The 24,658-nt window shown below is 54.5% G+C and carries 19 protein-coding genes and 1 pseudogene; 9 read left to right on the top strand and 11 right to left on the bottom strand.

Annotated elements, in window-relative coordinates; translation table 11 throughout:
- Positions 1-88 precede the first annotated feature (88 nt).
- From BF12_RS0109565 to BF12_RS0109555, 3 genes are read right to left on the bottom strand one after another with little or no spacing between them, the layout of a single operon-like run.
- The gene (locus BF12_RS0109565; RefSeq protein WP_024952079.1) at positions 89-1,591 is read right to left on the bottom strand and encodes a tripartite tricarboxylate transporter permease; all 1,503 of its coding nucleotides are present in this window, start codon (positions 1,589-1,591) and stop codon (positions 89-91) included.
- 18 nt (positions 1,592-1,609) lie between these two features.
- Entirely contained in the window at positions 1,610-2,050 is a 441-nt protein-coding gene (locus BF12_RS0109560) for a tripartite tricarboxylate transporter TctB family protein (RefSeq protein ID WP_024952078.1), read from the bottom strand.
- Positions 2,047-3,036, bottom strand: a complete 990-nt coding sequence (locus BF12_RS0109555; protein WP_024952077.1) for a Bug family tripartite tricarboxylate transporter substrate binding protein — start codon at positions 3,034-3,036, stop codon at positions 2,047-2,049. Before BF12_RS0109555 ends, BF12_RS0109560 begins: the two co-directional genes overlap by 4 nt.
- 194 nt (positions 3,037-3,230) lie before the next feature.
- Between BF12_RS0109555 and BF12_RS0109550 the strand changes: the two genes are divergently transcribed.
- The 7 genes from BF12_RS0109550 (at position 3,231) to BF12_RS0109525 (ending at position 13,524) form a co-directional block, all read left to right on the top strand.
- A complete protein-coding gene (locus tag BF12_RS0109550) occupies positions 3,231-3,905 on the top strand; it encodes a response regulator (protein ID WP_024952076.1) in 675 nt (224 codons plus the stop codon).
- Complete coding sequence (locus BF12_RS22805) at positions 3,902-4,738, top strand: sensor histidine kinase (RefSeq protein ID WP_248623663.1); 837 nt, start codon at positions 3,902-3,904, stop codon at positions 4,736-4,738. Before BF12_RS0109550 ends, BF12_RS22805 begins: the two co-directional genes overlap by 4 nt.
- Entirely contained in the window at positions 4,735-5,304 is a 570-nt protein-coding gene (locus tag BF12_RS22800) for a sensor histidine kinase (protein ID WP_248623662.1), read from the top strand. The genes BF12_RS22805 and BF12_RS22800 overlap by 4 nt, the downstream gene beginning before the upstream one ends.
- Positions 5,297-6,394: an ABC transporter substrate-binding protein gene (locus tag BF12_RS0109540; RefSeq protein ID WP_024952075.1), complete on the top strand. Its 1,098-nt coding sequence runs from the start codon at positions 5,297-5,299 to the stop codon at positions 6,392-6,394. Before BF12_RS22800 ends, BF12_RS0109540 begins: the two co-directional genes overlap by 8 nt.
- A gap of 368 nt (positions 6,395-6,762) precedes the next feature.
- Positions 6,763-8,232, top strand: coding sequence for an IMP dehydrogenase (guaB, locus tag BF12_RS0109535; protein WP_024952074.1), 1,470 nt, complete (start codon positions 6,763-6,765; stop codon positions 8,230-8,232).
- 137 nt (positions 8,233-8,369) lie between these two features.
- Positions 8,370-9,944, top strand: coding sequence for a glutamine-hydrolyzing GMP synthase (gene guaA, locus BF12_RS0109530; protein WP_024952073.1), 1,575 nt, complete (start codon positions 8,370-8,372; stop codon positions 9,942-9,944).
- Positions 9,945-10,185: 241 nt separating this feature from the next.
- Positions 10,186-13,524 carry a VPA1262 family protein gene (locus tag BF12_RS0109525; RefSeq protein WP_024952072.1) on the top strand — a complete coding sequence of 1,113 codons (3,339 nt, stop codon included), beginning with the start codon at positions 10,186-10,188 and terminating at the stop codon, positions 13,522-13,524.
- A 258-nt stretch (positions 13,525-13,782) separates the two neighbouring features.
- Here BF12_RS0109525 and BF12_RS0109520 read toward each other — a convergent pair whose 3' ends face one another.
- The 3 genes from BF12_RS0109520 to BF12_RS0109510 all read right to left on the bottom strand — a co-directional run bounded on the left by BF12_RS0109520 (position 13,783) and on the right by BF12_RS0109510 (position 16,636).
- Complete coding sequence (locus BF12_RS0109520; protein ID WP_024952071.1) at positions 13,783-14,412, bottom strand: hypothetical protein; 630 nt, start codon at positions 14,410-14,412, stop codon at positions 13,783-13,785.
- The gene (locus BF12_RS0109515) at positions 14,409-15,602 is read right to left on the bottom strand and encodes a DUF3500 domain-containing protein (protein WP_211242420.1); all 1,194 of its coding nucleotides are present in this window, start codon (positions 15,600-15,602) and stop codon (positions 14,409-14,411) included. Before BF12_RS0109515 ends, BF12_RS0109520 begins: the two co-directional genes overlap by 4 nt.
- A gap of 143 nt (positions 15,603-15,745) precedes the next feature.
- Positions 15,746-16,636 (bottom strand): pseudouridine synthase, encoded by an 891-nt coding sequence (locus tag BF12_RS0109510; RefSeq protein WP_024952069.1) that lies wholly within the window; start codon positions 16,634-16,636, stop codon positions 15,746-15,748.
- Positions 16,637-16,883: 247 nt separating this feature from the next.
- Here BF12_RS0109510 and BF12_RS0109505 point away from each other — a divergent pair, with 247 nt between their 5' ends.
- Positions 16,884-18,179, top strand: coding sequence for an FAD-dependent oxidoreductase (locus BF12_RS0109505; protein WP_156941160.1), 1,296 nt, complete (start codon positions 16,884-16,886; stop codon positions 18,177-18,179).
- Positions 18,180-18,234: 55 nt separating this feature from the next.
- Here the strand turns inward: BF12_RS0109505 and BF12_RS23695 are convergent.
- The 4 genes and pseudogenes from BF12_RS23695 to BF12_RS0109490 all read right to left on the bottom strand — a co-directional run bounded on the left by BF12_RS23695 (position 18,235) and on the right by BF12_RS0109490 (position 21,872).
- Positions 18,235-18,998: pseudogene (locus BF12_RS23695) on the bottom strand (AAA family ATPase).
- A 43-nt stretch (positions 18,999-19,041) separates the two neighbouring features.
- Positions 19,042-20,403 (bottom strand): AAA family ATPase, encoded by a 1,362-nt coding sequence (locus tag BF12_RS22355; protein WP_211242419.1) that lies wholly within the window; start codon positions 20,401-20,403, stop codon positions 19,042-19,044.
- Positions 20,404-20,632: 229 nt separating this feature from the next.
- Complete coding sequence (locus BF12_RS0109495) at positions 20,633-20,947, bottom strand: hypothetical protein (RefSeq protein WP_024952067.1); 315 nt, start codon at positions 20,945-20,947, stop codon at positions 20,633-20,635.
- Positions 20,948-21,449: 502 nt separating this feature from the next.
- Positions 21,450-21,872, bottom strand: coding sequence for a hypothetical protein (locus BF12_RS0109490; RefSeq protein WP_024952066.1), 423 nt, complete (start codon positions 21,870-21,872; stop codon positions 21,450-21,452).
- A 326-nt stretch (positions 21,873-22,198) separates the two neighbouring features.
- Between BF12_RS0109490 and BF12_RS0109485 the strand changes: the two genes are divergently transcribed.
- Positions 22,199-22,639 (top strand): hypothetical protein, encoded by a 441-nt coding sequence (locus BF12_RS0109485; protein WP_024952065.1) that lies wholly within the window; start codon positions 22,199-22,201, stop codon positions 22,637-22,639.
- A 358-nt stretch (positions 22,640-22,997) separates the two neighbouring features.
- On the opposite strand, the gene BF12_RS0109480 is transcribed toward BF12_RS0109485, so the two are convergent.
- A complete protein-coding gene (locus BF12_RS0109480) occupies positions 22,998-24,485 on the bottom strand; it encodes a hypothetical protein (RefSeq protein WP_024952064.1) in 1,488 nt (495 codons plus the stop codon).
- Between the last annotated feature and the right edge of the window lie 173 nt (positions 24,486-24,658).

The following is a 24,658-nucleotide window of genomic DNA, read 5'->3' as shown; positions in this document are numbered from 1 at the left end:
GCCACAGGCGACTGGCTTGCCACCAAAAAGCCCCCGGCCTCTTGAACGAAGGCGGGGGCTTGAGTGACTGCCAGCAGGTGTGTCCTGATCAGGCAGTCTGTGCCTTGCGCTTGCTAAGGCGTGACAGCAGAAAGGGCACGAGTATCAACAGCAACGAGGCGGCCCACAGTCCTTGCGAGATACCAGATTGCCACAGAATGTTGGTGTCGCCACCACTGATGGCCAGTGCTCGGCGCAGGTTTTCTTCCATCAGCCCGCCGAGCACGAAGCCCAACACGATGGTGGCCAGCGAGAAGTTGAGCTTGCGCAGCAGGTAGCCAAGGATGCCGATGCCCAGCATCAGGTAGATGGCACCCATGTCCGAGTGCAGCTGATACACGCCGACGAAGGACAGGATGACGATGCCGGGCACCAGTGCCCAACGCGGGATGGTCAGTACGCGCGCGAAGAAACCCGCCAGCGGCAGATTGAGCAGCAGCAGCACGATGTTGCCGATATAGAGTGATGCGATAAGGCCACCGGCCACTTTCGGATGTTCGCTGAACATCATCGGGCCCGGCGTGATGTTGTAGAGCATCAGTGCGCCCAGCAGCACGGCAGTGGTACCAGAACCGGGAATGCCGAGTGTCAGCATCGGCACGAAGGAACCTGCTGCCGAAGCATTGTTGGCCGCCTCCGGGGCGGAAAGTCCGCGCATGTCACCGGTGCCGAAGGTGTTGTCCTTGTCACTGATGCGTTTTTCGGTGGTATAGGCCACGGCCCCTGCGACCGAAGCACCGGTGCCCGGCAACACGCCGATCAGAAAACCGATCAGGCTGGAGCGCAGCATGGCGCCCTTGCAGTAGAGAATTTCCTTCATGGTCACGAAAACGCGGCCTATGACGGGCAGCTCGCCTGTCTTGCCGTGTTGCAGTCGGCTTTCCAGCATCAACAGAATCTCGCTGATCGCGAACATGCCGATGATCAGCACCACGAAGTCGATGCCGTCGTAGAGGTCGGGGATATCGAAGGTGAAGCGCTGGATGCCGGTGCCGGAATCGACGCCGACGGTGCCGATCAGCACGCCGAGAATGGCGCCCAGCGCCGTCTTGACCGGGTCCTTGCCCATCATCACCGACATGGACGCGAAGGCGAACACCATCATGGTGAACAGTTCCGCCGGACCGAACTGCACGGCCACCGTGGCCAGCAGCGGGGCGAACAGGGTCAGACCCAGGATCGCAATGCTGGCGCCGACGAAGGAGCTGATCGCCGAGATGCCCAGCGCCGGCCCGGCCAGTCCGCGCTTGGCCAGCGGATAGCCATCCAGCGTGGTCATGACGGCGCTGGCATCCCCCGGCACGTTGAGCAGGATGCTCGACATCCGGCCGCCATATTCGGCGCCGGTATAGATACCCGCCAGCAGAATCAGTGCCGATTCCGCCGGCAGGCCGAGGGTATAGGCCAGCGGCATCAGAATGGCGATGCCGTTGATGGGGCCGATGCCCGGCAGGGCGCCGAACAAGGTGCCCAGCAGTGCGCCACTGAAGGCCAGGCCAAGGTTGAGTGGCGTCAGTGCGACGCCAAAGCCCTGGATGATGAAATCAAACATGAGAAAGCCCTCTCGGAATCAGGAAAACCACAGCCCGGTCGGCAGCGAGATTTCCAGCACGGCGGTGAACAGCACATAGCTTGCGCCGGCCATCAGTACGCCGGTCACGCCGGCGGCGCGCCAGCTGGCACCGAACAGTCGTGCGATGGCGGTGATGGCGGCGACGGCTGTGATGGGGTAGCCGAGACGCACGAAGAAGAAGGCGAAGGCGATCAGGATCACCATCACCAGACCTAGCTGTAGCATCACGCTGGCCGATGGCCAGTCACCTTCCGGGCCGGGGCGCAGGATCAGCACCAGCGAGAAGATGGCCATCAGGATCGAGAGACCGATGGGAAAGGCCTTGGGGCCTACCGGGTCGTAGGCGAAGGGCACTTCGATACTCAGGGACTGGGCGACGATGAACGCCGCCAGTCCCATCAGGGCGAAGCCCAGGATGCGATCGGCGGCGATTTTCATTGGGTCAGACCTACTTCTTGGGCGAGAGTCTTGAAGTCGGTGATCTGCGCTTTCACGTACTGATCGAAGTCAGGGCCGAACTTCTGGATCGGAAACAGACCGCGAGCTTCACGAATCTTGGCGAATTCAGGCTTCTCGCTCAGCAGCTTGAGGCGCTCGACCCAGGTGTTGTAATCAGCATCGCTGACATCCTTGCCCATGTAGTACCCGCGCCAGATTGGCCAGGTCACGTCGTAGCCCTGTTCGGTGGCGGTGGGAATATCAGCGAAGGCCCCTGGCACGCGTTCTTCCGACAGCGCAGCCAGCACCCGAATCTTGCCGCTGGACAGCTGTGACTGAAGCTCGGAAAGGTCGCCGGTATACACCTTGATGTGATTGCCCAGCAGGGCTGCCAGCGCTTCACCGCCACCCTCGAAGGACACATAGCGCAGCTTGCGCGGCGAGACATCGATCGACTTGGCGATCAGTGCCGCCTTCATCCAGTCCTGGCTACCGATGGTACCGCCGGCGCCGAAGGGGATTTCGCTCGGATGTTTCTTGAGGTCGTCCATCAGCTCATCCAGTGTCTGCCACGGAGAGTCGGCATTCACGACCACGGCGCCATAGTCGACACCCAGCGCACCGACCCAACGCACGTCATCGGCGGTGAACTTGCCGAATTTACCCAGCGCCAGATTGACGGCGGCGCCAGTGCTGGCGGCCACGATCAGGTTCGGATCGTCGCTGCGTACTCCGATGACATGGTTGTAGGCGACAGCGCCGATACCGCCCGGCATGTAGGTCACCATCATCGGGGAATCGATGACGCCGGTTTCCAGCAGGCCATTGGCAGCCAGGCGGCAGGTCAGGTCATAACCACCACCCGGTTTGGCGGGGGCGATGCACTCGCTTCTGTCAGCGGCCATGACTGGCAATGACAGCAGGCTGACGGTGGCGATGGCCAGCGGTGCTACGAGGGCGGCGGCGAGACGTTTTGTGGATGGCATGGTGTGCTCCTGATGCGTCTTGTTGTTGTCCAGATTGTTTTTTGTCCACAGAGCGCCTTTTGCTTTATGTTCAAGGCGAAAGCTGGCGCTCTTGTGGTGATGCATCGCGAATGCTGAGGCGATGAAGGCATGGTAGGAGCGCGACCTTTCATCAACCTGTCAGATTTCCCTAACCCTCATGAGACATTCGACGCATGCGCCTGCTAGTGATTGAGGACGATCCCCTCATTTCCAGCGCCCTGGAGCGCAGTCTTTCTGCGTCGGGATTCGCGGTGGATACCTTCTCAAGCCTGGCCTCGGCCCGCGATGCTGCGCGTCAGGGTGGCTTCGATCTCGTGCTGCTCGATCTGGGCTTGCCGGACGGGCAGGGCATGGAATTGCTGGCAGAGCTACGCCAGCGCGGTGATCTCACGCCGGTGCTGATCATCACTGCCCGCGATGGGGTGGATGACCGCGTGCGCGGGCTGGATCTCGGCGCCGATGATTATCTGGCCAAGCCGTTCTCGCTGGTGGAGATGGAAGCGCGCGTGCGTGCGCTGCTGCGGCGCAGTCAGGGGCGCAGCGACAACAGCATCCGCTTCGGGCCACTGACGATGTCCTCTGCCGGTAGCGGCACCTTGACCCTGCAGGACGCGGTGCTGGACCTGCCCCCGCGTGAGCGCCGCCTGCTGGAAAGCCTGATGCTGCATGCCGGCAAGGTGGTGTCGCGAGAAGTCATCGAGGGCAAGGTGTTCGGCTATGGGGAGGTCGGCTCCAATGCGCTGGAGGTGTATATCAGCCGCCTGCGCAAGCGGTTGGCGGGCAGCGATGTCCAGATTCGCACCCTGCGTGGGTTGGGCTATCGCCTCGAGATGACAGGCGCCGGATGATCATCCAGGGCAAGCTGCGCAATCGTCTGCTGGGCTGGCTGATGAGCATGATGCTCATCGTCGGCGGCCTGCTGTTGATCGACGCCTGGGTGACCAGTCAGCGCTCGGCGCAGCGCGCCTTTGACAGCCAACTGGAAGATGCCTTGCTGGCGATGTCAGAGGCCATCCAGTGGCAGGACGACATGCCGCGCATCATGATGCCGCCCGCCGCGCTCAGCATTCTGTCGACCCGCCATCAGGAGCGCGTCTTCTATCGCTTGATTGATGACCAAGGGCGGGTGCTGGCCAACAATCTCGACATCCCCCTGGCGAGCAAGCTCAAGCGCGAAGCCAGAGAGGGGGATGTCTGGCTGGATACCGACTACCAGGGCGTGAAGTGGCGACTGCATGCGCGCAGCGTGCGCTCTGCCGGTTGGGAGCGTCAGTTTCGCGTGCAGATCTGGGTCGGCCACACCACGGAGGGGCGCGAGTTGCTGGCGCGCGATCTCTTGATCCGTGCGGTAGGGCGAATACTGGTGATGGGGCTGTTGGCGGTCGTGATGATCTTCATCACGCTGCGACTGGCGCTCACGCCACTCAAGCGGCTGCGGGATCAGCTGCGTCGCCGACAGTCGCAGGATGCCAGTCCGCTCTCCGGTAGCATGCCTGAGGAGATGCGCGAACTCGTCGATACGCTTGAGCAACTCTTCCATCGTCAGGGGGCGTCGCGTGATGCCTTGCTGCGCTTCACGGCGGATGCCAGCCATCAGCTGCGCACGCCCTTGGCGGGGGTGCAGAACGTGGCGGAGTTTGCCCTGCAGAGCCGCTCTCCTGATGAGTGGCATCAAGCTTGAGTGACATCCATGCCAGTGCCGCACGTACCAGTCGTCTGGCGGGCCAGCTCTTGAATCTCACCCGTCTTCGCCATCTGGCATTGCCCGCCGAACACGAGGTGGTGGAGCTGAGCGCGCTGCTGCGAGACGTCGTGCTGGAGTGGGCAGAACGCGACATGGCGCTTCAGCATGACCTGGGGCTGGCGTCGCTCCCCGATAGCCCGATCAGCGTGCTGGGCGAGGAATGGGCGCTGCGGGAATTGATCGGCAACCTGATCGAGAACGCGCTGCGCTATACGCCCGCCGGCAGTGAAATCACGCTGGGACTGACGCTGGAGACTGACAAGGTTGTGCTGTATAGCGAAGACAATGGGCCGGGTGTTGCCCCCGAAATGCTGGAACGGCTGTGTCAGCCCTTCGAGCGCGGCGGGCGTCAGGACACCGAAGGCTCAGGGCTTGGGCTTGCCATCGTCGAGACCATTGCGCAGCGTCATCAAGGCACGCTACAGGTGAGCAATCGTCTTGAGGGCGGCTTGCACATCAGCCTGACGCTGCGGCAATTGCCGACAGGAGAGGCAGATGCATAAGCGCAAGCCGGGACAGCGACTGACCGTTCAGCTGGTGATGAATCTGTTGACGAGGCTATTGATGCGCCTGTTGATAAGCCTGCTGGTGGGGGGCATGGGGATATCGACAGCCTCGGCAGCCTCGCGACTGGTGATTGAAGCAGCACTCGATCAACAGGTCGCGACGCCGCTGCTGACGGCCTTCTCGCAGCAACATCCCGAGTTCGAGATCGACTATCGTGACCGCACCTCGATGGGCGTCCATGCCCTTGCCGAGCAGACTGCCCCCGGTGCCGACATCATCATCAGCTCCGCCATGCCGTGGCAGGTGGCGCTGGTGAATCAAGGGCTGGCGCAGCGACTCGACAGCGACGTCGCTCGGCGATGGCCGGCATGGGCCAAGTGGCGCGATGAAGTCTTCGCCTTCACTTTTGAGCCCATCGTGATGGCCTATCGGCTGGATCTGGCGGGCAAGATGCTGCCGCCGTCTTCGCATGCTGATGTGCTGCGGTTGTTGACCGAACACGCAGACACCCTGTCAGGGCGCGTTGCCGCCTATTCGCCCTCCCGGAGTGCGCTGGGCTATGTGCTCTATCTGCAGGACTCGCGCTACTCCGGCCGCTTCTGGTCGCTGGTCGAGGCGCTGGGGCGCGTCAATGCCACGCTTGAGACCAGTACGCAGCGCATTCTTGAAGGGCTCTCCGAGGGGCGTTATTGGCTGGGCTATAACCTGCTGGGGTCGTATGCGTTGCAATGGGCGCAGTCACATCCTGAAGTCATCGTGCAGATGCCCTCTGACTACGCGCTGATTTCGATGCGTACCGCGTTCATTCATCGCGATGCACCGCATCCGCAAGCGGCACGTACCTTTCTGAATTTCCTGCTCAGCCGCGCAGGCCAGCATGTGCTGGCGGGCGAAACACCGCTTTTCAGCATTCGCAGCGATGTTCTTGGCCCCTTCACCGCGCAATCACTGCGCGATCAGGTCGGTCAGCGCCTCTATCCGCAGCCGTTGGACGCCTCCTCGCTGAGCATGCTGGATGGCTCGCGCCGGGCGGACTTTCTTGCCCGCTGGTTCAATGCCTACTCGGGGGGCGCGCCAACCCCTTGACGCATGAAGGAGGCGAGCTTGAGCCCGAGTCTTTGCCTTTGAACCTGACTCTTGAGGCCAAGCCCCTGGCGGCGCTGATGGTGCCGCTCGCAAGCTGTCGTGCCATTGCACCAGGCATGAATCGAGAGCGTATTGAGGGAGTATTGAGACCCCCGATGGCGCCGCCACACTTGACCAATCGGTTAGTGTCGCGGCGTTCGGGATTTTCATTTCCATAGCGTGCGACGTTTGTCTGCAGGGATTCATATGAGCTATAATGGGTCATTACCTCTCGCAGCACCGCAATATCCGTAGTCATGGCGCCTGTCACTCAGGCCCTGCACTGCGGCTTTCGCGCATCCCTCACAAACTGCTACTGGGCGTTCGACATGCTACGTATAGCGCAAGAAGCTCTGACGTTTGATGACGTTCTTCTCGTCCCCGGCTACTCCGAGGTCCTCCCCAAGGACGTCAGCCTGAGATCCCGTCTCACACGTGACATCAGCGTCAATATCCCACTTATCTCTTCCGCGATGGATACTGTCACCGAAGCTCGCCTGGCCATTGCGATGGCTCAGGAAGGCGGTGTCGGCATCATCCACAAGAGCATGAGCATCGTCCAGCAGGCGGCGGAAGTCCGCAAGGTCAAGAAGCACGAGAGCGTCATCGTGCGTGACCCGGTCACCGTCAGCCCGAAAGCCAAGATCCAGGACCTGCTGTCAATGTCCGCGGAACACGGCTACTCCGGCTTCCCGGTCGTTGAGGGTGAATATCTGGTCGGCATCGTCACTGGCCGTGACATGCGCTTTCAACCGGATCACAGCGATACCGTCGCCGGTATCATGACCGGCCGCGACAAGCTGGTGACCGTGCTTGAAGGTACGTCACTGGACGAAATCAAGGCCAAGCTGCAGGAAAGCCGCATCGAGAAGATGCCGGTCGTCGATGACGAATTCCGCCTGCGTGGTCTGGTCACCGTGCGCGACATCGAGAAGGTCAAGGCCTACCCGAACGCCGCAAAAGACAGCAACGGCAGCCTGTTGGTTGGCGCCGCTGTCGGCACCGGCCCGGAAACGCCGGATCGCGTTGCCGCACTGGCCGAAGCCGGCGTTGATGTCATCGTCGTCGATACCGCACACGGCCATTCCAAGGGCGTGATCGAGCGCGTCGCCTGGGTGAAGCAGAACCATCCGAAGATTCAGGTCATCGGTGGCAACATCGCGACCGCTGAAGCCGCCATCGCGCTGGCCGAAGCTGGCGCTGATGGCGTCAAGGTCGGCATCGGCCCGGGTTCCATCTGCACCACGCGCATCGTCGCGGGTGTTGGTGTGCCGCAGATGAGCGCTGTCGCCAATGTTGTGGCTGCCATGGCCAAGTACGACGTGCCGGTCATCGCCGATGGCGGTATCCGTTTCTCCGGTGACATCGCCAAGGCCATCGCCGCAGGCGCTAGCATCGTCATGATCGGTGGCCTGCTCGCCGGTACTGAAGAAGCGCCGGGCGAAGTCGAGCTGTTCCAGGGTCGGACCTACAAGGCCTACCGTGGCATGGGTTCCATGGGCGCCATGTCCCAGACCCAGGGCTCCAGCGATCGTTACTTCCAGGACAAGAATGCCGGCGTCGAGAAGCTGGTCCCGGAAGGCATCGAAGGCCGCGTGCCCTACAAGGGCATGATGAGCGCCATCGTGCACCAGCTGATGGGTGGCCTGCGTGCCTCCATGGGCTACACCGGTAGCCAGACCATCGAAGAGATGCGCACCAAGCCTGAATTCGTGCAGATCACCGGTGCCGGCTTCGCCGAATCCCACGTCCATGACGTGCAGATCACCAAAGAAGCGCCCAACTACCGGCGCGACTGAAGCACAGCGAAGCGCGACGTGAAGCGGGAGCCCTAGACGGGTTCCCGCTTTGCTTAGGGTTCCGGAAGTCTCGGCCCCTCTCGTGCTCCCTCGCAGCTCCGAAGCGGGTCTCACGACTCCCCAATGAGAGACTGAAGATGCAAGACATCCATTCCCACAAGATCCTGATCCTCGATTTCGGTTCTCAGTACACTCAGCTGATCGCACGTCGCGTGCGTGAGCTGGGCGTGTTCTCCGAAGTGCGTGCCTTCGACATCACTGAAGAAGAGATTCGCGAGTACAACCCCAACGGCATCATCCTTGCCGGTGGTCCGGAATCCGTGACCGAACTTGATTCGCCGCGTGCCCCGCAGTGCGTGTTCGAGATGGGTCTGCCGGTATTCGGTATCTGCTACGGCATGCAGACCATGGCCGAGCAGCTCGGCGGCAAGGTCGAAGGCTCCAACGTGCGTGAATTCGGCTATGCCCAGATTCGTGTCGATGGTGACTCCGCGCTGTTCAGCGGCATCAAGGACCACCTGGATGACGAAGGCCGTCCGCTGCTTGACGTCTGGATGAGCCACGGCGACAAGGTCGCCCAGGTGCCGGAAACCTTCACGGTCACCGCCTCCACCCCGAGCTGCCCGATTGCCGCCATGGCGTGGGAAGAGAAGCAGCTCTACGGCGTGCAGTTCCACCCGGAAGTCACTCACACCCTGCAGGGCCAGCGTATTCTCGAGCACTTCGTGATCGAGATCTGCCAGGCAGAGCGTCTGTGGACACCGGCCAAGATCATCGAAGACCTCACCGATCGCGTTCGCGCTCAGGTGGGTGATCGCAAGGTGCTGCTCGGCCTGTCCGGTGGTGTCGATTCCTCCGTGGTCGCGGCGCTGCTGCACAAGGCCATCGGTGCTCAGCTGACCTGCGTCTTCGTCGACAATGGCCTGCTGCGCAAGAAGGAAGGCGATCAGGTCATGGAAACCTTCGCACGCCACATGGGCGTCAAGGTCATCCGTGTTGACGCTGAAGACCTCTTCCTCGGCAAGCTCAAGGGCGTCAGTGACCCGGAAGCCAAGCGCAAGGCCATCGGCAACACCTTCATCGAAGTGTTCGATGCCGAAGCCACCAAGCTCAAGGATGTCGACTTCCTCGCCCAGGGCACCATCTACCCTGACGTGATCGAGTCCGCCGCCAGCAAGACCGGCAAGTCACACGTCATCAAGTCCCACCACAATGTCGGCGGCCTGCCGGACGACATGAAGATGGAACTGGTCGAGCCGCTGCGTGAACTGTTCAAGGACGAAGTGCGCAAGATTGGCCTGGAACTCGGCCTGCCGTACGACATGGTCTACCGTCACCCCTTCCCGGGGCCGGGTCTGGGCGTGCGTATCCTCGGTGAAGTGAAGAAGGAATACGCAGATATCCTGCGTGAAGCCGACGCCATCTTCATCGAAGAACTGCACAACTTCGACTGGTACCACAAGACCAGCCAGGCGTTCGCCGTCTTCCTGCCGGTCAAGTCCGTCGGCGTCGTCGGCGATGGCCGTCGTTACGAGTGGGTCATCGCCATTCGTGCCGTCGAGACTGTCGACTTCATGACTGCCCGCTGGGCGCACCTGCCGTATGAGCTGCTGGAGAAGGTCTCCAACCGCATCATCAACGAGCTGGAGCACGTCTCGCGCGTCACCTATGACGTCAGCAGCAAGCCGCCGGCCACCATTGAGTGGGAATGATCGCCTGACGATCACCCCTCGCTGAGCTGACGCAGCGTTCTGTCTAGACAGTCTCTTGAACTGATCGAGACGAGAACGCAGCAAGCAAAAAGCCCTTCTGGCCATTGGCCGGAAGGGCTTTTTTGTGCCTTTTGAAAAAGCTCTATTGGTACTAGATAAAGTTTTATTAAATGAGTATATTTGATGATAACTTAATCTAAGATTATTTTATATTCTATTATAGTTTGGAGATTGTAAGCAAATGACTGCAGAATTAGACAGTATTGTTAAGGATAGTCGCCTTTCACGTTTATTTACTGCACAGAATAAGCCTTGTGCATTGCAGCTCTGGGTATTGGAAGTTGAATCCAGCCAGTCTTCCGAAACGCGCATAGTATACGGCCGAATGCTCCCATATTGTCATGTTAATAACAGTTGGTCTTGTAGTGATAATGATAAGAAATTCACTTTCGGAATATATAATGTGAAGCTAACCCGTCTTAATCTCTATATGAGTAGTATCCAATGTGAAAATATTTTAAGAAAAATGACTGAGGGGTGTTCTATTTCATCTATAAATAAAAGCATGGCTTTTGAATGCCAAAATAAAATAAATAGAAGATTCGGCCCTACTTGCCTTGATTATAATAATATTGTTTATCGTCCTGTCGCTTATTTGATGAACCGAGATGCATGCGAGAAGTGGGGGCTTTCTAGTCCTCATGGTGGAGCTAGTGCATTCAGTGCCTCAATTGTCCAAGGAAATAAAAAATCCTTATTTTGCTTAAATGATGAGTATAGTGCAGACTTAACAGACTTCGTAGTTAGAAAGTTAGATGAAGATACCGGTTTGGACTTTAGAAAAACAGATACTACACGCTTTGGAGATATTGAGTTATTAGTTTTTCCTACACTAAATGAATTTGAGCAGAGTTTATTAAATGTAGAATGGATCGACTCACCACCTGCTATCTCTGTTCGATTTGATCCGTTGCAGGTGCCTTCCTTTAGTAAAATTAATTTTCACTTGAGTATTGAAAACGATGGACAGGTTTTTTCATCGCTTATTGCTTCTGCTACATGTGATAATGAAGGTGTGTTTGAACATCAGTTTCAAGTGGATGAGAGCTTGAAAGAGCAGGCCGATAGTATAATTTTGGAAGTTTTTGGATATAAAAATGAGCACCCGAATGAGGGGGTTCTCTGTTGTAGATGGAAAGTGATGTACGTGCGGGAAGTAAATATTCATGGTCAATTAATGAATAAAGGCTCTAGTCCAGTTAAATTCGACTGGCTTGAAAAATCCACAAGGCCGGCTATGTCAGATCGCGTGAAAAATGCACTTAAGATCAACCATGGAGCCTCGAGTTTTGATAGTAAAATTGGTGGTAGAATTGCGGACCCTTGGGTTCCAGTGAACCGCGAGCTTGTTTCTTTATTTGCGCAGATTTATGCACCTAAGTCAGAAGGAAATTTTTTCCAGAAATGGAGTATGGGTAATGGAGAAGGAAGGTTACAATTTGTAGAGTGGTTTAAGTCACTATTGGCTAAGTATCAGAAAAATCAAATTGTAATATTCGATCCCTATTTCGAGACCGCAGGATTGGGACTTGTGATTATTTACGCGGCAATGAATTCAGATTATATTGTCTTTACGTCACTACCAAAGCCGACCAAGGGGGAAGGGGAGGCTCAGGATAAATGTAAAAATTCTACCTCAGGACGAGTCGATAATCTAATAGCGAGCTGTGAGCATAATAGTCATTTGCTAAGTAGATTTAAACTCCGTATATATGGTCTGAAAGAAGGGCGGCTACACGATCGTTACATTATGGTCATGGGGGAAAACGGGCTTCCCGTCGCTGGGTATCATTTGTCTAACTCCTTTCAAAAAGCGGCGGAAAACTTTCCCTTACTGATCACACCGATCCCAGCAGATGTTCTGCTTCAAGTAGAACAATATAAATCTGCACTGGTGAAAGAAGCAAAGGATAGCGATAGCCAGCTTGCCAGTAAGACTGAGAACCCCGCTATGCGGCTTCTCTTCGATTCTACGGCATTACCTTCAAAGTCTCGGCGCTACGAGCCTCTAAGCTTTATCGAAAAGCCTGAAGCAGGCAGCGTGCTCAGCGTTTGGTTCGGTGAAACTACCCTGAAGGATTTGAGTGGTGATCAGCTACGGTTGCAGATGACAGCATTAGGCTTGCTTAAAGATAATGCCCTCTCGCTGACAGATGGATTAAAAAACTGTATTCCCAAGCAAGAAGTCAGACATAATGACTTTACTCCAACATGGGAAGTGCTAGGCGAAATACTCGCACACTCCTCTATAGATGATATTAGATTAAGCTATCTCGAATACGAACTCGATTTTCTAGAATTTTTAAATGAATTTATTAAAAATTCGTTTGAGCGCGTGCATGATGATATAAATAGGGAGTTAGCAACGTTAGATGTTAAATTGTTTCACCAGTCAGTTGAAATGTTACTGCGCAGCTCTTATCGCACAAGCCACCTGATTCACCCTACGAAATACACGGCCCTAACTTGGTCTGAATACTTTGCCATCAGGTTCATGTGGTGGTACGCGCCAAGTTACTTGTTAGATATTGTCGAAGAACAGTCTTTTATTTTATTAGTTGAGCCCGTTGAGAGCGAAGCCGTTAGATTGTCTCTGTTAAGCCAGATTGTTAGTGAGATTTCATTGTCGATAGAATTTAATATTAGCAAAACTCAACTTGATAATCTTGTTCAAAAAAAACACGGCTTGCTGAGCTGGTTGGGCCTTAGCGCAGTCGAGCGACAGTTAGTTAAACAGGACGGGATTACCTCAGTACTATCGTTGCTAGAAGCTTTTCCAAGCCAGGAACGTGTGCGCGCACTAGGCTGGATGATACAGCATGTGGCCATGGATCCGAATAAAGAAAGAATTTTTAAAGATTTGGTAGCAGTGCTGCATGAAATGTTGCCAGAGGCAATCACCTTAGGTGAACTGCAGTGCTTGGTAGACTCTATGCGAGGCCATATGGGCCAATTGTCGTGGGCTGAACCCTGGTTATTCCGAGAAGTGGTTTTACCGTTGTTAAAGAATAAACGTGTCGTCATTGAAGATGCCTGTAATATTTGGATGCAGGAGCTGACTAGCATGTTGGGAACACTATCGAATAACCAGTCTTGCTTGTTTGAACGAGCTCGTGAAGGGCAGACGACTAATATTGCTTCTTATCTTTTTGCCTGCAGTAGCTCTGAGCAGCGGGAAGCTAGTCTGACTGTGATTAGTGAAATCTTGAACCGGCAACGTCGAATTTTGCAACAGCCACTTGCCAGCACTTCAGACTGGGCTCAGTGGGACTCTGCACTCAGAGTGTCGCTATGGATATTGGCCTTCGGTCGATGGAGTGAATTTTACTTGCGTGAATACGATGAAACAGATCAAAAGTTGGAGCAGCTAGTCTATGATGCATCAGGGCTTGCAATGCTTAGGCCGATAGAGGAATGGAAATCAGATCGCGTAGGCAAGCAGGACGAACTCGTTGCTTATCTGGATCAGGTGGAGGAGCTTTTAAGTAAAAATGATGTGCTTAAAGAGGACTACAAATAAATTATATTAAAATATCCAAAGGTTGCTGTATGGTGTTTTACAGAATTATTTTTGTTTTTTTATTTAATATTTTATAAAAGCGTTATCAATGCTTATAACTAAGTGGGAATGATCGCCTGACGATCCCCCCTCGCTGAGCTGACGCAGCGTTCTGTCGAGACGGTCTCTTGAACTGATTGAGACGAGAACGCAGCAAATAAAAAGCCCTTCTGGCCAATGGCCGGAAGGGCTTTTTTATGGGCACGATTCAGAGATCGCTTACCGCCTTGCTCGCTCCTGATTGGCTGGCGCCTGCCTCGCCTTGTGTAGATCGAGCCGGACGCCGTGGGCGGAGTGGAAGAAGCCGAAGCCGGCAATTGGGCGGGTGTCGCCGTCGGGAGTTTGCCAGTAGACATCGGCGCGGTGATTGCGGACTTCGTGCATCACGGCGTCGTATTTCAGCAGCAGTGAGTCCGGTTCGGGCTTTTCGGTCTTCACGTTCCATTCGGTGATGACCAGCACATAGTCGCCGAGTTGTGGCTGGTAGGTGGATGCGAGGTGCGCTCCCACAAGTTGCAGCGTCAGTGGCGTGTGATTCGCTGACAAGGCGAGGTGGTGACTGAGGTAGTCGCCGAGTTGGTCCACCAGTGGCTGCGGCAGGGGCTGGCCTGGTGTCTGCTCACCAAGGGCTGCCAGTGCCGGCGCGGCGATCAGCAGGTCTTCGCGGGGGAACTGGAGCGTGAGGTGCAGCGTGTCCTTCGGTTGCTGCTCGAATGTCAGCACGCTGCCGGGCAGGGCGTGGGCGTGAGCCGTCTCGATGAAGCCGCCTCCCGCCCCGCTGGCCCCATTGCCGAGGGAGATCACGGCAAGGGCGAGCAGGGCGGTGCGCCAGGAAACGCGCCGGCTCATTCGGTCTGGCCGCCGTAGTCGTCGGTGCGGTCCCGCCATACCGAGTGCGGATGGTTGCCGACCTTGTCGGTGGACTTGTTCGACTGCAACGAGAATTCGATCCACAGCGAGGGGCCGTGTATCCGCACGTAATCGTTCTCGGCGCTGACCTGCGGCGTGCCGGAGAAGCCGAGGTAGGTGTCCGGAAGCTCTGCGGTGTACTTCGCCATGTAGGCCTTGGCCTCCGGCGCGGAGATGTCGTCGACGTAGGTCTCGATGGCGGTGAGCAGCAGGGCTTGCTGGTCATCATCCAGCTCGGAGACGGGAATGCCTTCATAGCTTTCGGGGATGGCATCGTCGGCCTGGGGGCCAGCGAGGATGTCACGGTAGGTGCCTTCCAGTGTCGCCTCGGCCTGTTGATCCTCGGAGAGCGAGCTGAGCAGGGTGGCGAAGGCATCGCGTTCCTGGGTCAGCGGCTCGTTCACGCGTCCGTTCATCTCGAAATAGGGGAAGGGTTCCACGCCACGGAAGGAGGGCGTGGCACCGGCCAGCTTGCCATCGGTGTAGGTGTTGGCGAAGGCCATGTGGTGGCCGCCGTAGTACAGCTCCCAGGTGCCGGTCTCACCCGGTGTGCCGAGGAAGGCGAACTTGGTGTTGTAGGAGGAGTAACCGGCCTTGTAGTCGGTGCTGACGGTGTTGATGTAGTCATCGGCGTTGAGCGTCTGGATCATCTCGTCGAAGCCTTCATCCGGGGCCTTGCCGGTGGCTTCCATCATGATGGCTTTGACGAAGCCACGCTGCTTGATGTTCAGCTCGCCCAGCAGCACGCCGGGGCGTTTCGGGAAGGCACCGGCAGGCAGGTTGCTCCACTGCTCGGCCTCTTCGCGGGAGTAGTCATGTTGCAGATTCTGCAGGATATCGTCGTCGGAGATGTCCGCCTTGAGCAGGTCGATCAGACACAGCATGCGCTCATAACCGGGCGTGTCACCGCACTCGGCGGCGCTCTCGGGGATAGGCACACTTTCCATCAGGGTGCTGGTGTCGCCCATGCGCGTGCGCAGCGCTTCACTCAGTGCCTCGTCTTCAGCAGACATCGGCGGCGGGCCATCATGGCCGGGCGGCGGCCCATCTTGTCCTTGCTGAGCGAGGACGGGGAAGGAGAGGAGTGCGGCAAGCGCAGTTCCACCGGTCAACATGAGACGTCGGGACATCGATGTGCCTATTTTCTATGGGACAGGAGGAAAACCTTAGCCCGCCTGACGTCGAGCAGGAAGCCTTCGCCAGATGAATTCTTTGTGCACATGCCGCTGCCGGCATGTCGGCAGGCGGCGACGAGAATGGGCTTTATCTGGCCTCACGCCAGGCTCAGCTGGCCGTCGTATTCAAAGCGTCTCGGTGCCTGAGTCACCGGGTCAATGAACTCAAGTCCCCTGGAGAGCAGCTGCAAGGGGCGGGTGTAGTCATCCGGTGAGAGCGGCTGCAGCACGGGGTAGTAGCGATCATTCAGGATCGGCCAGCCGAGGGTCTGCATGTGCACGCGCAGCTGGTGGGTTCTGCCGGTGACAGGGTGCAGCTCGAACAACGCGCGGGTGCCCGTCTGCTGCACGCAGCGAATCACCGAGTGGCTGTTGGCGGCGCCTTCGGTGACGTGAATGCGAAAGCGCTGCTCGCTCTGCTCGAGGCGATTCTTCACCTCCCACTGCTGGCCGACAATGGACTCATCAGTGTGGGTCTCGGCGATGGCCTGATAGGTCTTGTGGATATTCCGCGACGTGAACAGCTCATGGTAGAGGTGGCGTGTGTCGGGATTGACGGAGCACATCACCAGCCCCGCCGTGACTCTATCCAGGCGATGTACCGCCTGCAGTGCCTCTATTCCGGTGCGCTGGCGCAGGCGCTGCTGCAGGCACTCGTTCACGTACAGGCCACCGGGCGTGACGGGCAGAAAGTGCGGCTTGTAGGCCACCAGAATGTGCTCATCCTGATAGAGGATTCGCTCCGCGAAGAGGATGCTCGGCTCGCTTGCCACCTCGCGGTAATAGAACACGCGCAGCTGCGGCTTGAAAGGGCACTCCGACGTGATCAGCGAGCCATCATCGCGATGCACCTTGCCCTCGGCCATGCGTGCTCGCCATGCCGTTTCATCAATCGCCGGAAACTTGAGCAGTAGATACTCCAGCACCGTCGTCACACCGGGATTGACCTGAGGCAGGCTCAGCTTGGAAGGGCGCGCGGAAATCGACATGGCGTGAGTCACACAGAGTGAGAGAACGGATGAGCAAGTGGCGAGACAGTCCCAGCTTGCCAAAGAGGCTGTCAGTGTAACCGAGTGATGGCGGGCACGTGGCGAACGGGCGAAGTCTGCCAGGGTTTTTCCTCTGGCATATGAATATGCGGCCTATCTAAAGAGCAATGGCCAAGTGGCACAGACGGTTTTACGCTGATGATACCGAGTGACGAGGCTTTCAAGCACGATCAAGAGGGAATAACGCATGGAGCATGACATCACCCAACCCATCACTCAGCTGCCAGTCGCCGTCATCGGGGCAGGGCCGATAGGGCTGAGCGCGGCGGTTCACCTGCTGGAGGCGGGCATTGAGCCCATCATATTCGAGTCCGGTGAGCAGGCGGGAGCCCACCTGGCGAGCTGGGGGCATGTGCGCATGTTCTCGCCGTGGTCCTACAACATCGATCCCGCCGCGGCGGCTCTGCTCAAGCAGACGGGTTGGAGGGAGCCGGAGCCGACGGCGTTTCCCACCGGCGCGGAGCTGCTGACGCAGTATCTGCAGCCGCTGGCAGCACTCCCGGCGATTGCCTCGCGCTTGCATACCCACTCACGCGTCACGCATGTCAGTCGTCAGCAGCATGATGTGTTGCGCTCCTCTGGCCGAGACGCCGCACCCTTCGTGCTGCGCGTGAGTGGTGCGAGCGGAAACCCGGCAGGAGCGCGCGATGTGCTCGTTCGCGCCGTGATCGATGCCTCCGGCACCTATCAAACTCCCAACGGTATTGGCGCGCACGGCATTCCCGCACTGGGTGAAATCGCGGCGGCCGACAGCATCGCCTATGGCGTGCCGGATATCACCGGCAAGGCGCGTGCGCAGTATGCGGGCAAGACCGTTCTCGTCGTCGGTGGTGGGCATTCTGCCTTCAATGCGTTGCAGGACTTGATCGCCCTGGCGGATGAGCATCCTGATACGCGCATTCTGTGGGGCGTGCGCGGCGCGACGATGGATAACGTCATCCGCTCGCCCGAGGACGATGAGCTGCAAGAGCGCCGAGCGCTTGAGGAGCGTATCCAGCAATGGTTGGAAGCGGGCAGATTCGAGGTAGTGACGAATCTCGCCATTGACGCGATTCATCACGAGGGCGGGCAACTCGTGGTGGAAAGTGGCGCGCAATATCTGCCAGCGGTAGATCGCATCATTGCCACCACCGGCTTTCGACCGGATCTCGCGCTACTCTCGGAGCTACGCGTCTCGCTGGACCCCGCCACGCAAAGCCCCGTGCGTCTTGCACCGCTGATCGACCCTAACCAGCACAGCTGTGGCTCCGTCCCTGTACACGGCGCAGCGGAGCTGGCCCACGCGGAATCCGGCCTGTATATCGTCGGCATCAAGAGTTATGGGCGCGCGCCGACCTTTTTGATGCGCACCGGTTATCAGCAGGTGACATCCGTCGTCGCCGCCTTGGTTGATCCTGAGTCAGTAACACCTGCACCTGTATGCGGGGCAGTCAGCAAGGCCGCCGCGAAAGACACCACCGCATGTGAGCCGTCCTGCGGGTAAGAAAATAGCTGTGGTACATAGCCACGGTTTTCTATTGTTTTATTGTTGATGATTATCAAGGTTTTTTTATTTTAGACATTGTTTTATAATGTTCTTCATATCCTGCATGTAAAAATAATAACCTAAGACCTTCTTTGAATTCAGTATAGTCGAATTCTTTAAAGTCAAATATGTTTTGGCCAAGCGAATGTGACTCGCGATTAATGTATCGTATAAAGGCATGAAATCTGTGATCTTGTAGCTCAGGTTTTTGAATAACATTGCTTAAATCGGATTTTTGAACAAAACTAAAGAAGTATTCAATTATGTTTCTCATGCAGTTTGCAATTAATGCGGATGGTTGATTCTCATCGTTAATTACACTCCAGTATGATTGGTAATCATTCTGTATTTCTTCATATTTCATTATAGAAATTTTGCTTTCTATGTTATTTTTTGTTATTCTGAATAGATTCTGGGTTTCTCTTCTCCTGTCGTGATTTGTGTCGGTCAATTCATAGAAGAAATATAGGCTATGGGTTAAAATAAATACCTGCTCAATAGACTTTGATTTAAAAAATCATTTTTTATTAATTGCCCTATATTGTAGACGTATATATGGGATAAGCTTGATACGGGATCATCTATAACGGCAATTTTACTTTTGTTGTTTTCAGTTGCTGTACTTTTACCCTTAAATATCTCTCTAAAGTATAGAAAGCTAATGATTGTTTTTTCACCCTCACTTAAGGAAGAAAATATTTTAGAATTTATGTCGTCCCGCACTAGCCTGTACAGATTTTCTTCATGTTTCTCTATATGAAACCCAGAAATTCCAATGTCTAATAGCCCTTGGTTAATGCTTAAGACGGCATCGTCTATGTTAACAGTAGCTCTTTGATGACTCTCTCTGTCTAGATTTTTTTTTGGACCTTAGCCTTTCATTATCACTATAAAGATTATTTTTAGATTCTATGGTCGCATTAATGGTTTTAAGGCTATCATTGTAGTTGCTTATTGTTTGATCATATTTTAATCTCATGATTTTCCAGAAATCAGATTTTATTATACGAAGCTCGGCTTCTGAGTTGTCTATTTTATTGTTATAAGTTGTTATGTCGTTGTTTATAATATCTATTATAGAATTGAGGGCTTTTATAGTAGATATGGTATCTACAGGTACGATGCTCAAGCTGGGGTTAGAGATCTTTTCGCTAATTAAATTTAAGTTATCATCTTCCGCTATTTTTAGCCTAGTATATTGTTCGTTAATATCTAAAATATATTTTTTTGTGAAACTGTTTTCTTTATAATAATCTATATTAGGATTGTTCGTGCAATCTGATCTGTATTTATCTCGGATAAGTTTTATTTTTTCTATATTACTCTTGTAAGACTCGTCGAAGTAGTTCCTTATATCATGAGTAAGTTGTTTCGTAATAGTTTCTGATTGACAAAAAGGGCATTTTTCTCCGTCGCTATTATCTAAGAATTTTAAACCATCATGTACCCAATCAGAATTTTTAAGTTTTAGAATCAGTGAAGACACTGGACTAGATTCACTTCCTATTATTATTTCAGATAAAAGATCTTTTTCACTATCATTAAGATTTGTCGGTTTGAATTTTTTTAAAGGGAAGTATTTAGTGACATCATCGCCGCTAATTGCGTTTGCTTCTTCTTTTAATTCGATAATTGTTTTGGCTGGTTCAGTATTAGGCAAAGGAATAGAGTTAAGATAATCAAAAAGGGTTGCCCTGCTTCCCATAGTACCTTGTAAACAGAACTCAAGCACTCTATCTCCTCCGGCATGGTTGGCTTTAATTTCCCAAGTTTTATTCTGACTATATTCCTTAAGTGTTGTGGATTTTTTTAACTCTTCGGCTATTTCTTTTTTTATACCAACCAATACCTTATCTAATGTTTCTAGTTCTAATGTTATTTGAGTAACTCTTTCTATAGCATCTTTATTTTCTTTAGATAAGCTGAATATTCCATTCAAAGTATCTTTTGAATAAAAATTTTCCTGTATAAAGCTTTGGTTATAGACAATTATCTTGCTGTCACTTGTATTTGAATTTGAGCAGGAGTTATATTTTATATCATCTTGTTTATGTAAGTAATTTGAAAAAGTACTTTTCCCAGTTCCATTTAATCCATATATTATGTTGATCTTCTTGTCAGTATATAATGTGGTTTTAGTCTTATAGCTGGCAGTGTTTTGTAAAGATATTTCAGTTATCATACATTTTTCCATGAATTTTGTTGAAGTTTAATGTGTTCTAGAAATCGATTAAGAGTAATTTGTAAATCATTTGTAGTGTAATTATTCAATTTAGTGTCATTATTATTTTTAATTTCGATTTTTAAAACAGTTATATAAAAAAGCCCCCTCAGCATAGCTGAGAGGGCTTTTTCATGCGTCATGCTGATCGCTTTCTTCCGCGAGTAGATCTGCCATTTTCTACTGAGATCTACAGCGGGTGCTGCTCTTCTGCGTAAAGCTCTGCCTTGGCGTCGCGTAGCACGTCTTCACATGCGCCGTGGTTGGCCAGTTGCATCATCAAATTCTGGCTAAGGGCGAAGCCCTTGCCCAGGCAGGTGTCTATCTCATCACTACTGAGTGCAGGGGTAACGTTACAGTCAATCTTCATTGTACGACTGCCGCTATCAACGCGGTCTGCCAGGGCGCGTAGCTTCCAGGCAAACTTCGTTAACCAGCGGTCGGTAGAGTCGGGGCCTTCGGTCACGTCGAGCGTGCACTGCCATTCAGGTTTGTAGACCTTCATGTAAACCTCCTCGGCTGGTCGTTTTCAATGATCGATCGTGATGTCTGCTCCGCGTGCTGTACTGGTGTCATGCGATAACTGATGCATTTTGTGCTTGATCATACTTGAGGGCTTGCCTCACGGGATGCTTCACATCCCAAGGTACGTCTTCAGAATACGAGTTTTGCGGCTGAGATACACCCACCGGCCAGTAAACGACTGATCAGCGCAGCGAATATCGATCATATTGAGGCGATGGTGAGGTAGCCCGCCGCGTCGCCTTGCGTCATTCATCAGCATTTAATGGCGAAAATGGCGTGGTTTTCTGCTTTTTATAGCGATTTGTGTGCCGTAGGCGGCGATAGATGGTGTCGGCTGAACGGTGGGATATTTCAGAAGGTTGAGCAATATCTCGCGTTATCCACAGCCGGTTGATGACATTTCTAGTGCTGTGTAAGGCTGTGATGCCTTGGAGGCGCTGATAAAAAGTCGTGTTACATCATGCTGGCATCCCGCGTATTGCTCAGCCTGCTGTTGTGCCATTTACTAGATATTCCAGCGCGATATGCAGCCAATCAAAGGTGTCAGGGCTGTGGGTGGCGGGCATGCCATCAGGTGTCGGCAGGTCGTGTGGTTGCTCGCCGAGCACATCCTCAACACAGCTCAATGTGATGCCGTGGTGGATGGCGAAGGCTTCCAGCTCCCCACTGGCTAGCCAGATTTCCTGTGCCACCGTTGGCACTGCACTTACCGCACAGGCATACGCGACGATATCGCCGTTGTCGCGTTCCGCGATGATACGTGTGGCGTGCGCCTGCAATTGCTCGTTCAGTAGTGGATAGCGTGATTCGATGGGTGTGTCGCGTGATGTGGCGCACGTGTCAGTCGTTGGCGAGTGCCCGGGATGAAAGCGTATCAGCGGTTTGGGAGGTGTGTCCGCAGGCATGAAAAGTCTCCGTAGATGATGACCGTGGAAGATGTCCGTGGAAGATGGAACATCGCTGACACCGTCCTCTGATGAGGTATTGGCAGCAGTCGCTAGCGCAGGTACCACAAGGGCAGCGCAAGAGGAGGTGTAAAGTCGCTCTTATCAATAGTGGCTTGCGCCAATCATGCAAAACGCGCAAATAATCTCTTGAATGGCTCTTTTTTCAAGAAATCTCCGCGAAAGTGAAACCAAGGTCACATGCTCTGCGTAGGTGAAAGGAAGTGCTGTACACGATGACTCCCTGTTGTCTAAAACACGCCTTTTTACTACTGGAGATAAACTGCATGAATCAGTATGCCTCACGAATTCGACTATCCCTGCTGTTGCTGCGTCTGGGCGTGTTTCTGGTAATGACGATGTGGACGTTGGACAAGTTCATCGATCCTGGTCATGCCGTCGGTATCTTTGAGAAATTCTATTCCGTGGCGGGTGTTGGCCACAGTATCGTCTATGTGCTCGCCGCCATCGAGATGGTGCTGCTGGTGTTGTTCCTCGCGGGTGTGAAGAAGACCATCACCTACGGTCTCGTGCTGATTCTGCATGCGGGTTCCACGCTTTCCGCGTTCAGCCTGTATTTCACACCTTGGGACAACCTGCTGTTCTTCGCCGCATGGCCGATGCTGGCAGCCTGTGTCGCGCTGTTCATGCTGCGTGATATTGATACCTGCTACACACTGGGTGGCAAGCAGGCGCGTTTGGCAGAAGAGACTGCTCTCGCGAAGTGATATTGACGCCTCGTGATCATGCTCGGCTGTGTTGATCGATGTCGATTCATCAGTGGCACTCCGGTTTTATCAGTGTGTTGCACCTGAATGTGATGTCACGTTGCATAATTGAGCATGATTAGCTTTGAGTGTCATGAAAGTTGAAGGTAAAAACGCCGCCATCCATAATAATCATGGATGGCGGCGTTTTTTGTTGGCATGTGAAAGTGATATCAGATGCCATGACTCATTATTGTTATCTTTTTGCTAAAAAATAATCACCTGATGATATCCTTTTTTACTTGATCTCATGCTGTTTCATCCGCCAGGCGTAACGACGGGAAAAGCATTACGTAAGCGACGATGAACAGAGTATCGACTAGATCATCGCTGGCCGCAGCGTGCCACTCAGCGCCGAGAGGGCCGAGGACAGGTCGCCGCCAGTGGCGTCTTCATCGGCCTTCGAGACGGCATCTTCGCTGCGCGGCTGCATGGCCAACACAGTGTCAGGTTCAGCAGTGCGCTCCATGATGGCATTCAGCGCATGCAGGCTGGCGTGGTGGTGGAACTGCCAAACGCCATAGATACGACCATCAAAGGCGGCTTCGCTACCCAGCGTCGGGTCTACCGCCAGGCCAGCGCCCAGCCCGAACAGATAGAGGCCGGTGAGAAGTCTGCCGTGAAGATCACGCGGATTGCCGTTGGCATCAGAATCCAGTCCGCCTTTTACCTCGCTTAGCGTTAGCGGTTGGTGCTCGGCATCCGTCATGCGCGGCAAGATAGGCTGATAGCCGTTGCACTGAATCACGATGGGTGAATCTGCCAGCGCTTCACTGGCCTCCAGCAGCCGTTGAGTCGGGCCTGGGCCTGTCTGAATCAAGCGAACATTCATCGCGCAGTCTTCCAGACGACCGGTGGCGAGAACTTCCTGGCCGATCGCCAATGCGCGATAGCGAAGCCCGCCAGAACGATTGATACGCCCACTGATTGGGCATACATCGCGTTCAGGGTCAAAGGTATAGCCAGCGGCCTGTGCTTCCTCGGCATTCTCGAAGAACAACCGAATCGGTGAGCGATGCAGTAGCGTGATTTCAGTGACGCGCGTATTGCCCAGTGCCGTCGCCAGCACATCCAGCATTGAGAAGGCGCTGTGCGAGCCTCCTATTACGCAGATACGTCCACCGCGGCGCAGACGCGGCAGCAACAGGCTGCGCAGCAACCCTTCTGGCATGCGCAGTAGTTCATCTCCGCTGTAGACGCGGGCGCGTGAGGAGAGAGAGAGACTCTGCCGGCTGAGGCTATCCATCAGGTATTCTGGCGACTGATGGCCACCCAGATTGAGTACCAGGTTGCGTGTCCGCACGCGCAGGGGGCGAGAGTCATGTCCCGGCATATGGGACAACGTCAGGATGTTGCAGTCATCAACACGCTGCAGCGCATCGAGACTGGTGCCGCACCAGAGCTCTGCGCCTGACAATGTGGTGATGTAGTCCAGCACCAACGCAGAAGCGGCTTCCAATAGCGCGCCGACTTCGTCAAGCGCGGGAGCGCTGAACGCCTGCGCGCGAATGCCTTCAAGGCGGGAGTCACCTTCAAGCGGAGCGAAGAATTCAGCCAGTGCCGGATCTCTCAGGCAGTCGAGAAAGACGTCGCCAACCGAATTGGCGGTAATGCGATATTCCCCGAGCCGCCCCGCTCCGAGACGTCCACCGGCAGGCGTGCCACCGGCATCGACAATCAGTAGTCCGCGTTGGGCCAGCTCAGGCAGTTGACCGTTTTTTAGCGCATTGAATAAAAAGCCCATCCCTGCAGGGCCTACGCCGGCAACGACGCAACCATATGTCGTTATGTTGGAAAAATCCTGCATGTCGTTTAGCTCCCTGAGTTGAATATTGCGTCATGTGTGCTGTCCGATGCGCAGATGAAAAGGTGCTTTCACTGTGATGCATGGGTAGCCGGCGGTTAGTGAATAGCTCCGCTCTATGAGGTGTTTCGTGTTGGTAATAGCGCATCGACACAATGACAGTCATGGGTCCCTAT

It is taken from the genome of Cobetia crustatorum, from assembly GCF_000591415.1.
In the GTDB taxonomy this organism is placed as follows: domain Bacteria; phylum Pseudomonadota; class Gammaproteobacteria; order Pseudomonadales; family Halomonadaceae; genus Cobetia; species Cobetia crustatorum.
Note: the sequence above shows the minus strand (reverse complement) of the source record. Positions and strands in the feature narration are given on the sequence as shown.

Bases quoted from the DNA above. Each gene is read 5' to 3' on its own strand.
- BF12_RS0109555 (WP_024952077.1), bottom strand. From the start codon at position 3,036: ATGCCATCCACAAAACGTCTCGCCGCCGCCCTCGTAGCACCGCTGGCC.
- BF12_RS0109520 (WP_024952071.1), bottom strand. From the start codon at position 14,412: ATGAGCCGGCGCGTTTCCTGGCGCACCGCCCTGCTCGCCCTTGCCGTG.
- BF12_RS0109560 (WP_024952078.1), bottom strand. From the start codon at position 2,050: ATGAAAATCGCCGCCGATCGCATCCTGGGCTTCGCCCTGATGGGACTG.
- BF12_RS0109515 (WP_211242420.1), bottom strand. From the start codon at position 15,602: ATGTCCCGACGTCTCATGTTGACCGGTGGAACTGCGCTTGCCGCACTC.
- guaB (WP_024952074.1), top strand. From the start codon at position 6,763: ATGCTACGTATAGCGCAAGAAGCTCTGACGTTTGATGACGTTCTTCTC.
- BF12_RS22355 (WP_211242419.1), bottom strand. From the start codon at position 20,403: ATGATAACTGAAATATCTTTACAAAACACTGCCAGCTATAAGACTAAA.
- guaA (WP_024952073.1), top strand. From the start codon at position 8,370: ATGCAAGACATCCATTCCCACAAGATCCTGATCCTCGATTTCGGTTCT.
- BF12_RS0109485 (WP_024952065.1), top strand. From the start codon at position 22,199: ATGAATCAGTATGCCTCACGAATTCGACTATCCCTGCTGTTGCTGCGT.
- BF12_RS0109505 (WP_156941160.1), top strand. From the start codon at position 16,884: ATGGAGCATGACATCACCCAACCCATCACTCAGCTGCCAGTCGCCGTC.
- BF12_RS0109550 (WP_024952076.1), top strand. From the start codon at position 3,231: ATGCGCCTGCTAGTGATTGAGGACGATCCCCTCATTTCCAGCGCCCTG.
- BF12_RS22805 (WP_248623663.1), top strand. From the start codon at position 3,902: ATGATCATCCAGGGCAAGCTGCGCAATCGTCTGCTGGGCTGGCTGATG.
- BF12_RS0109540 (WP_024952075.1), top strand. From the start codon at position 5,297: ATGCATAAGCGCAAGCCGGGACAGCGACTGACCGTTCAGCTGGTGATG.
- BF12_RS0109525 (WP_024952072.1), top strand. From the start codon at position 10,186: ATGACTGCAGAATTAGACAGTATTGTTAAGGATAGTCGCCTTTCACGT.
- BF12_RS0109510 (WP_024952069.1), bottom strand. From the start codon at position 16,636: ATGTCGATTTCCGCGCGCCCTTCCAAGCTGAGCCTGCCTCAGGTCAAT.
- BF12_RS0109480 (WP_024952064.1), bottom strand. From the start codon at position 24,485: ATGCAGGATTTTTCCAACATAACGACATATGGTTGCGTCGTTGCCGGC.
- BF12_RS0109495 (WP_024952067.1), bottom strand. From the start codon at position 20,947: ATGAAGGTCTACAAACCTGAATGGCAGTGCACGCTCGACGTGACCGAA.
- BF12_RS0109490 (WP_024952066.1), bottom strand. From the start codon at position 21,872: ATGCCTGCGGACACACCTCCCAAACCGCTGATACGCTTTCATCCCGGG.
- BF12_RS0109565 (WP_024952079.1), bottom strand. From the start codon at position 1,591: ATGTTTGATTTCATCATCCAGGGCTTTGGCGTCGCACTGACGCCACTC.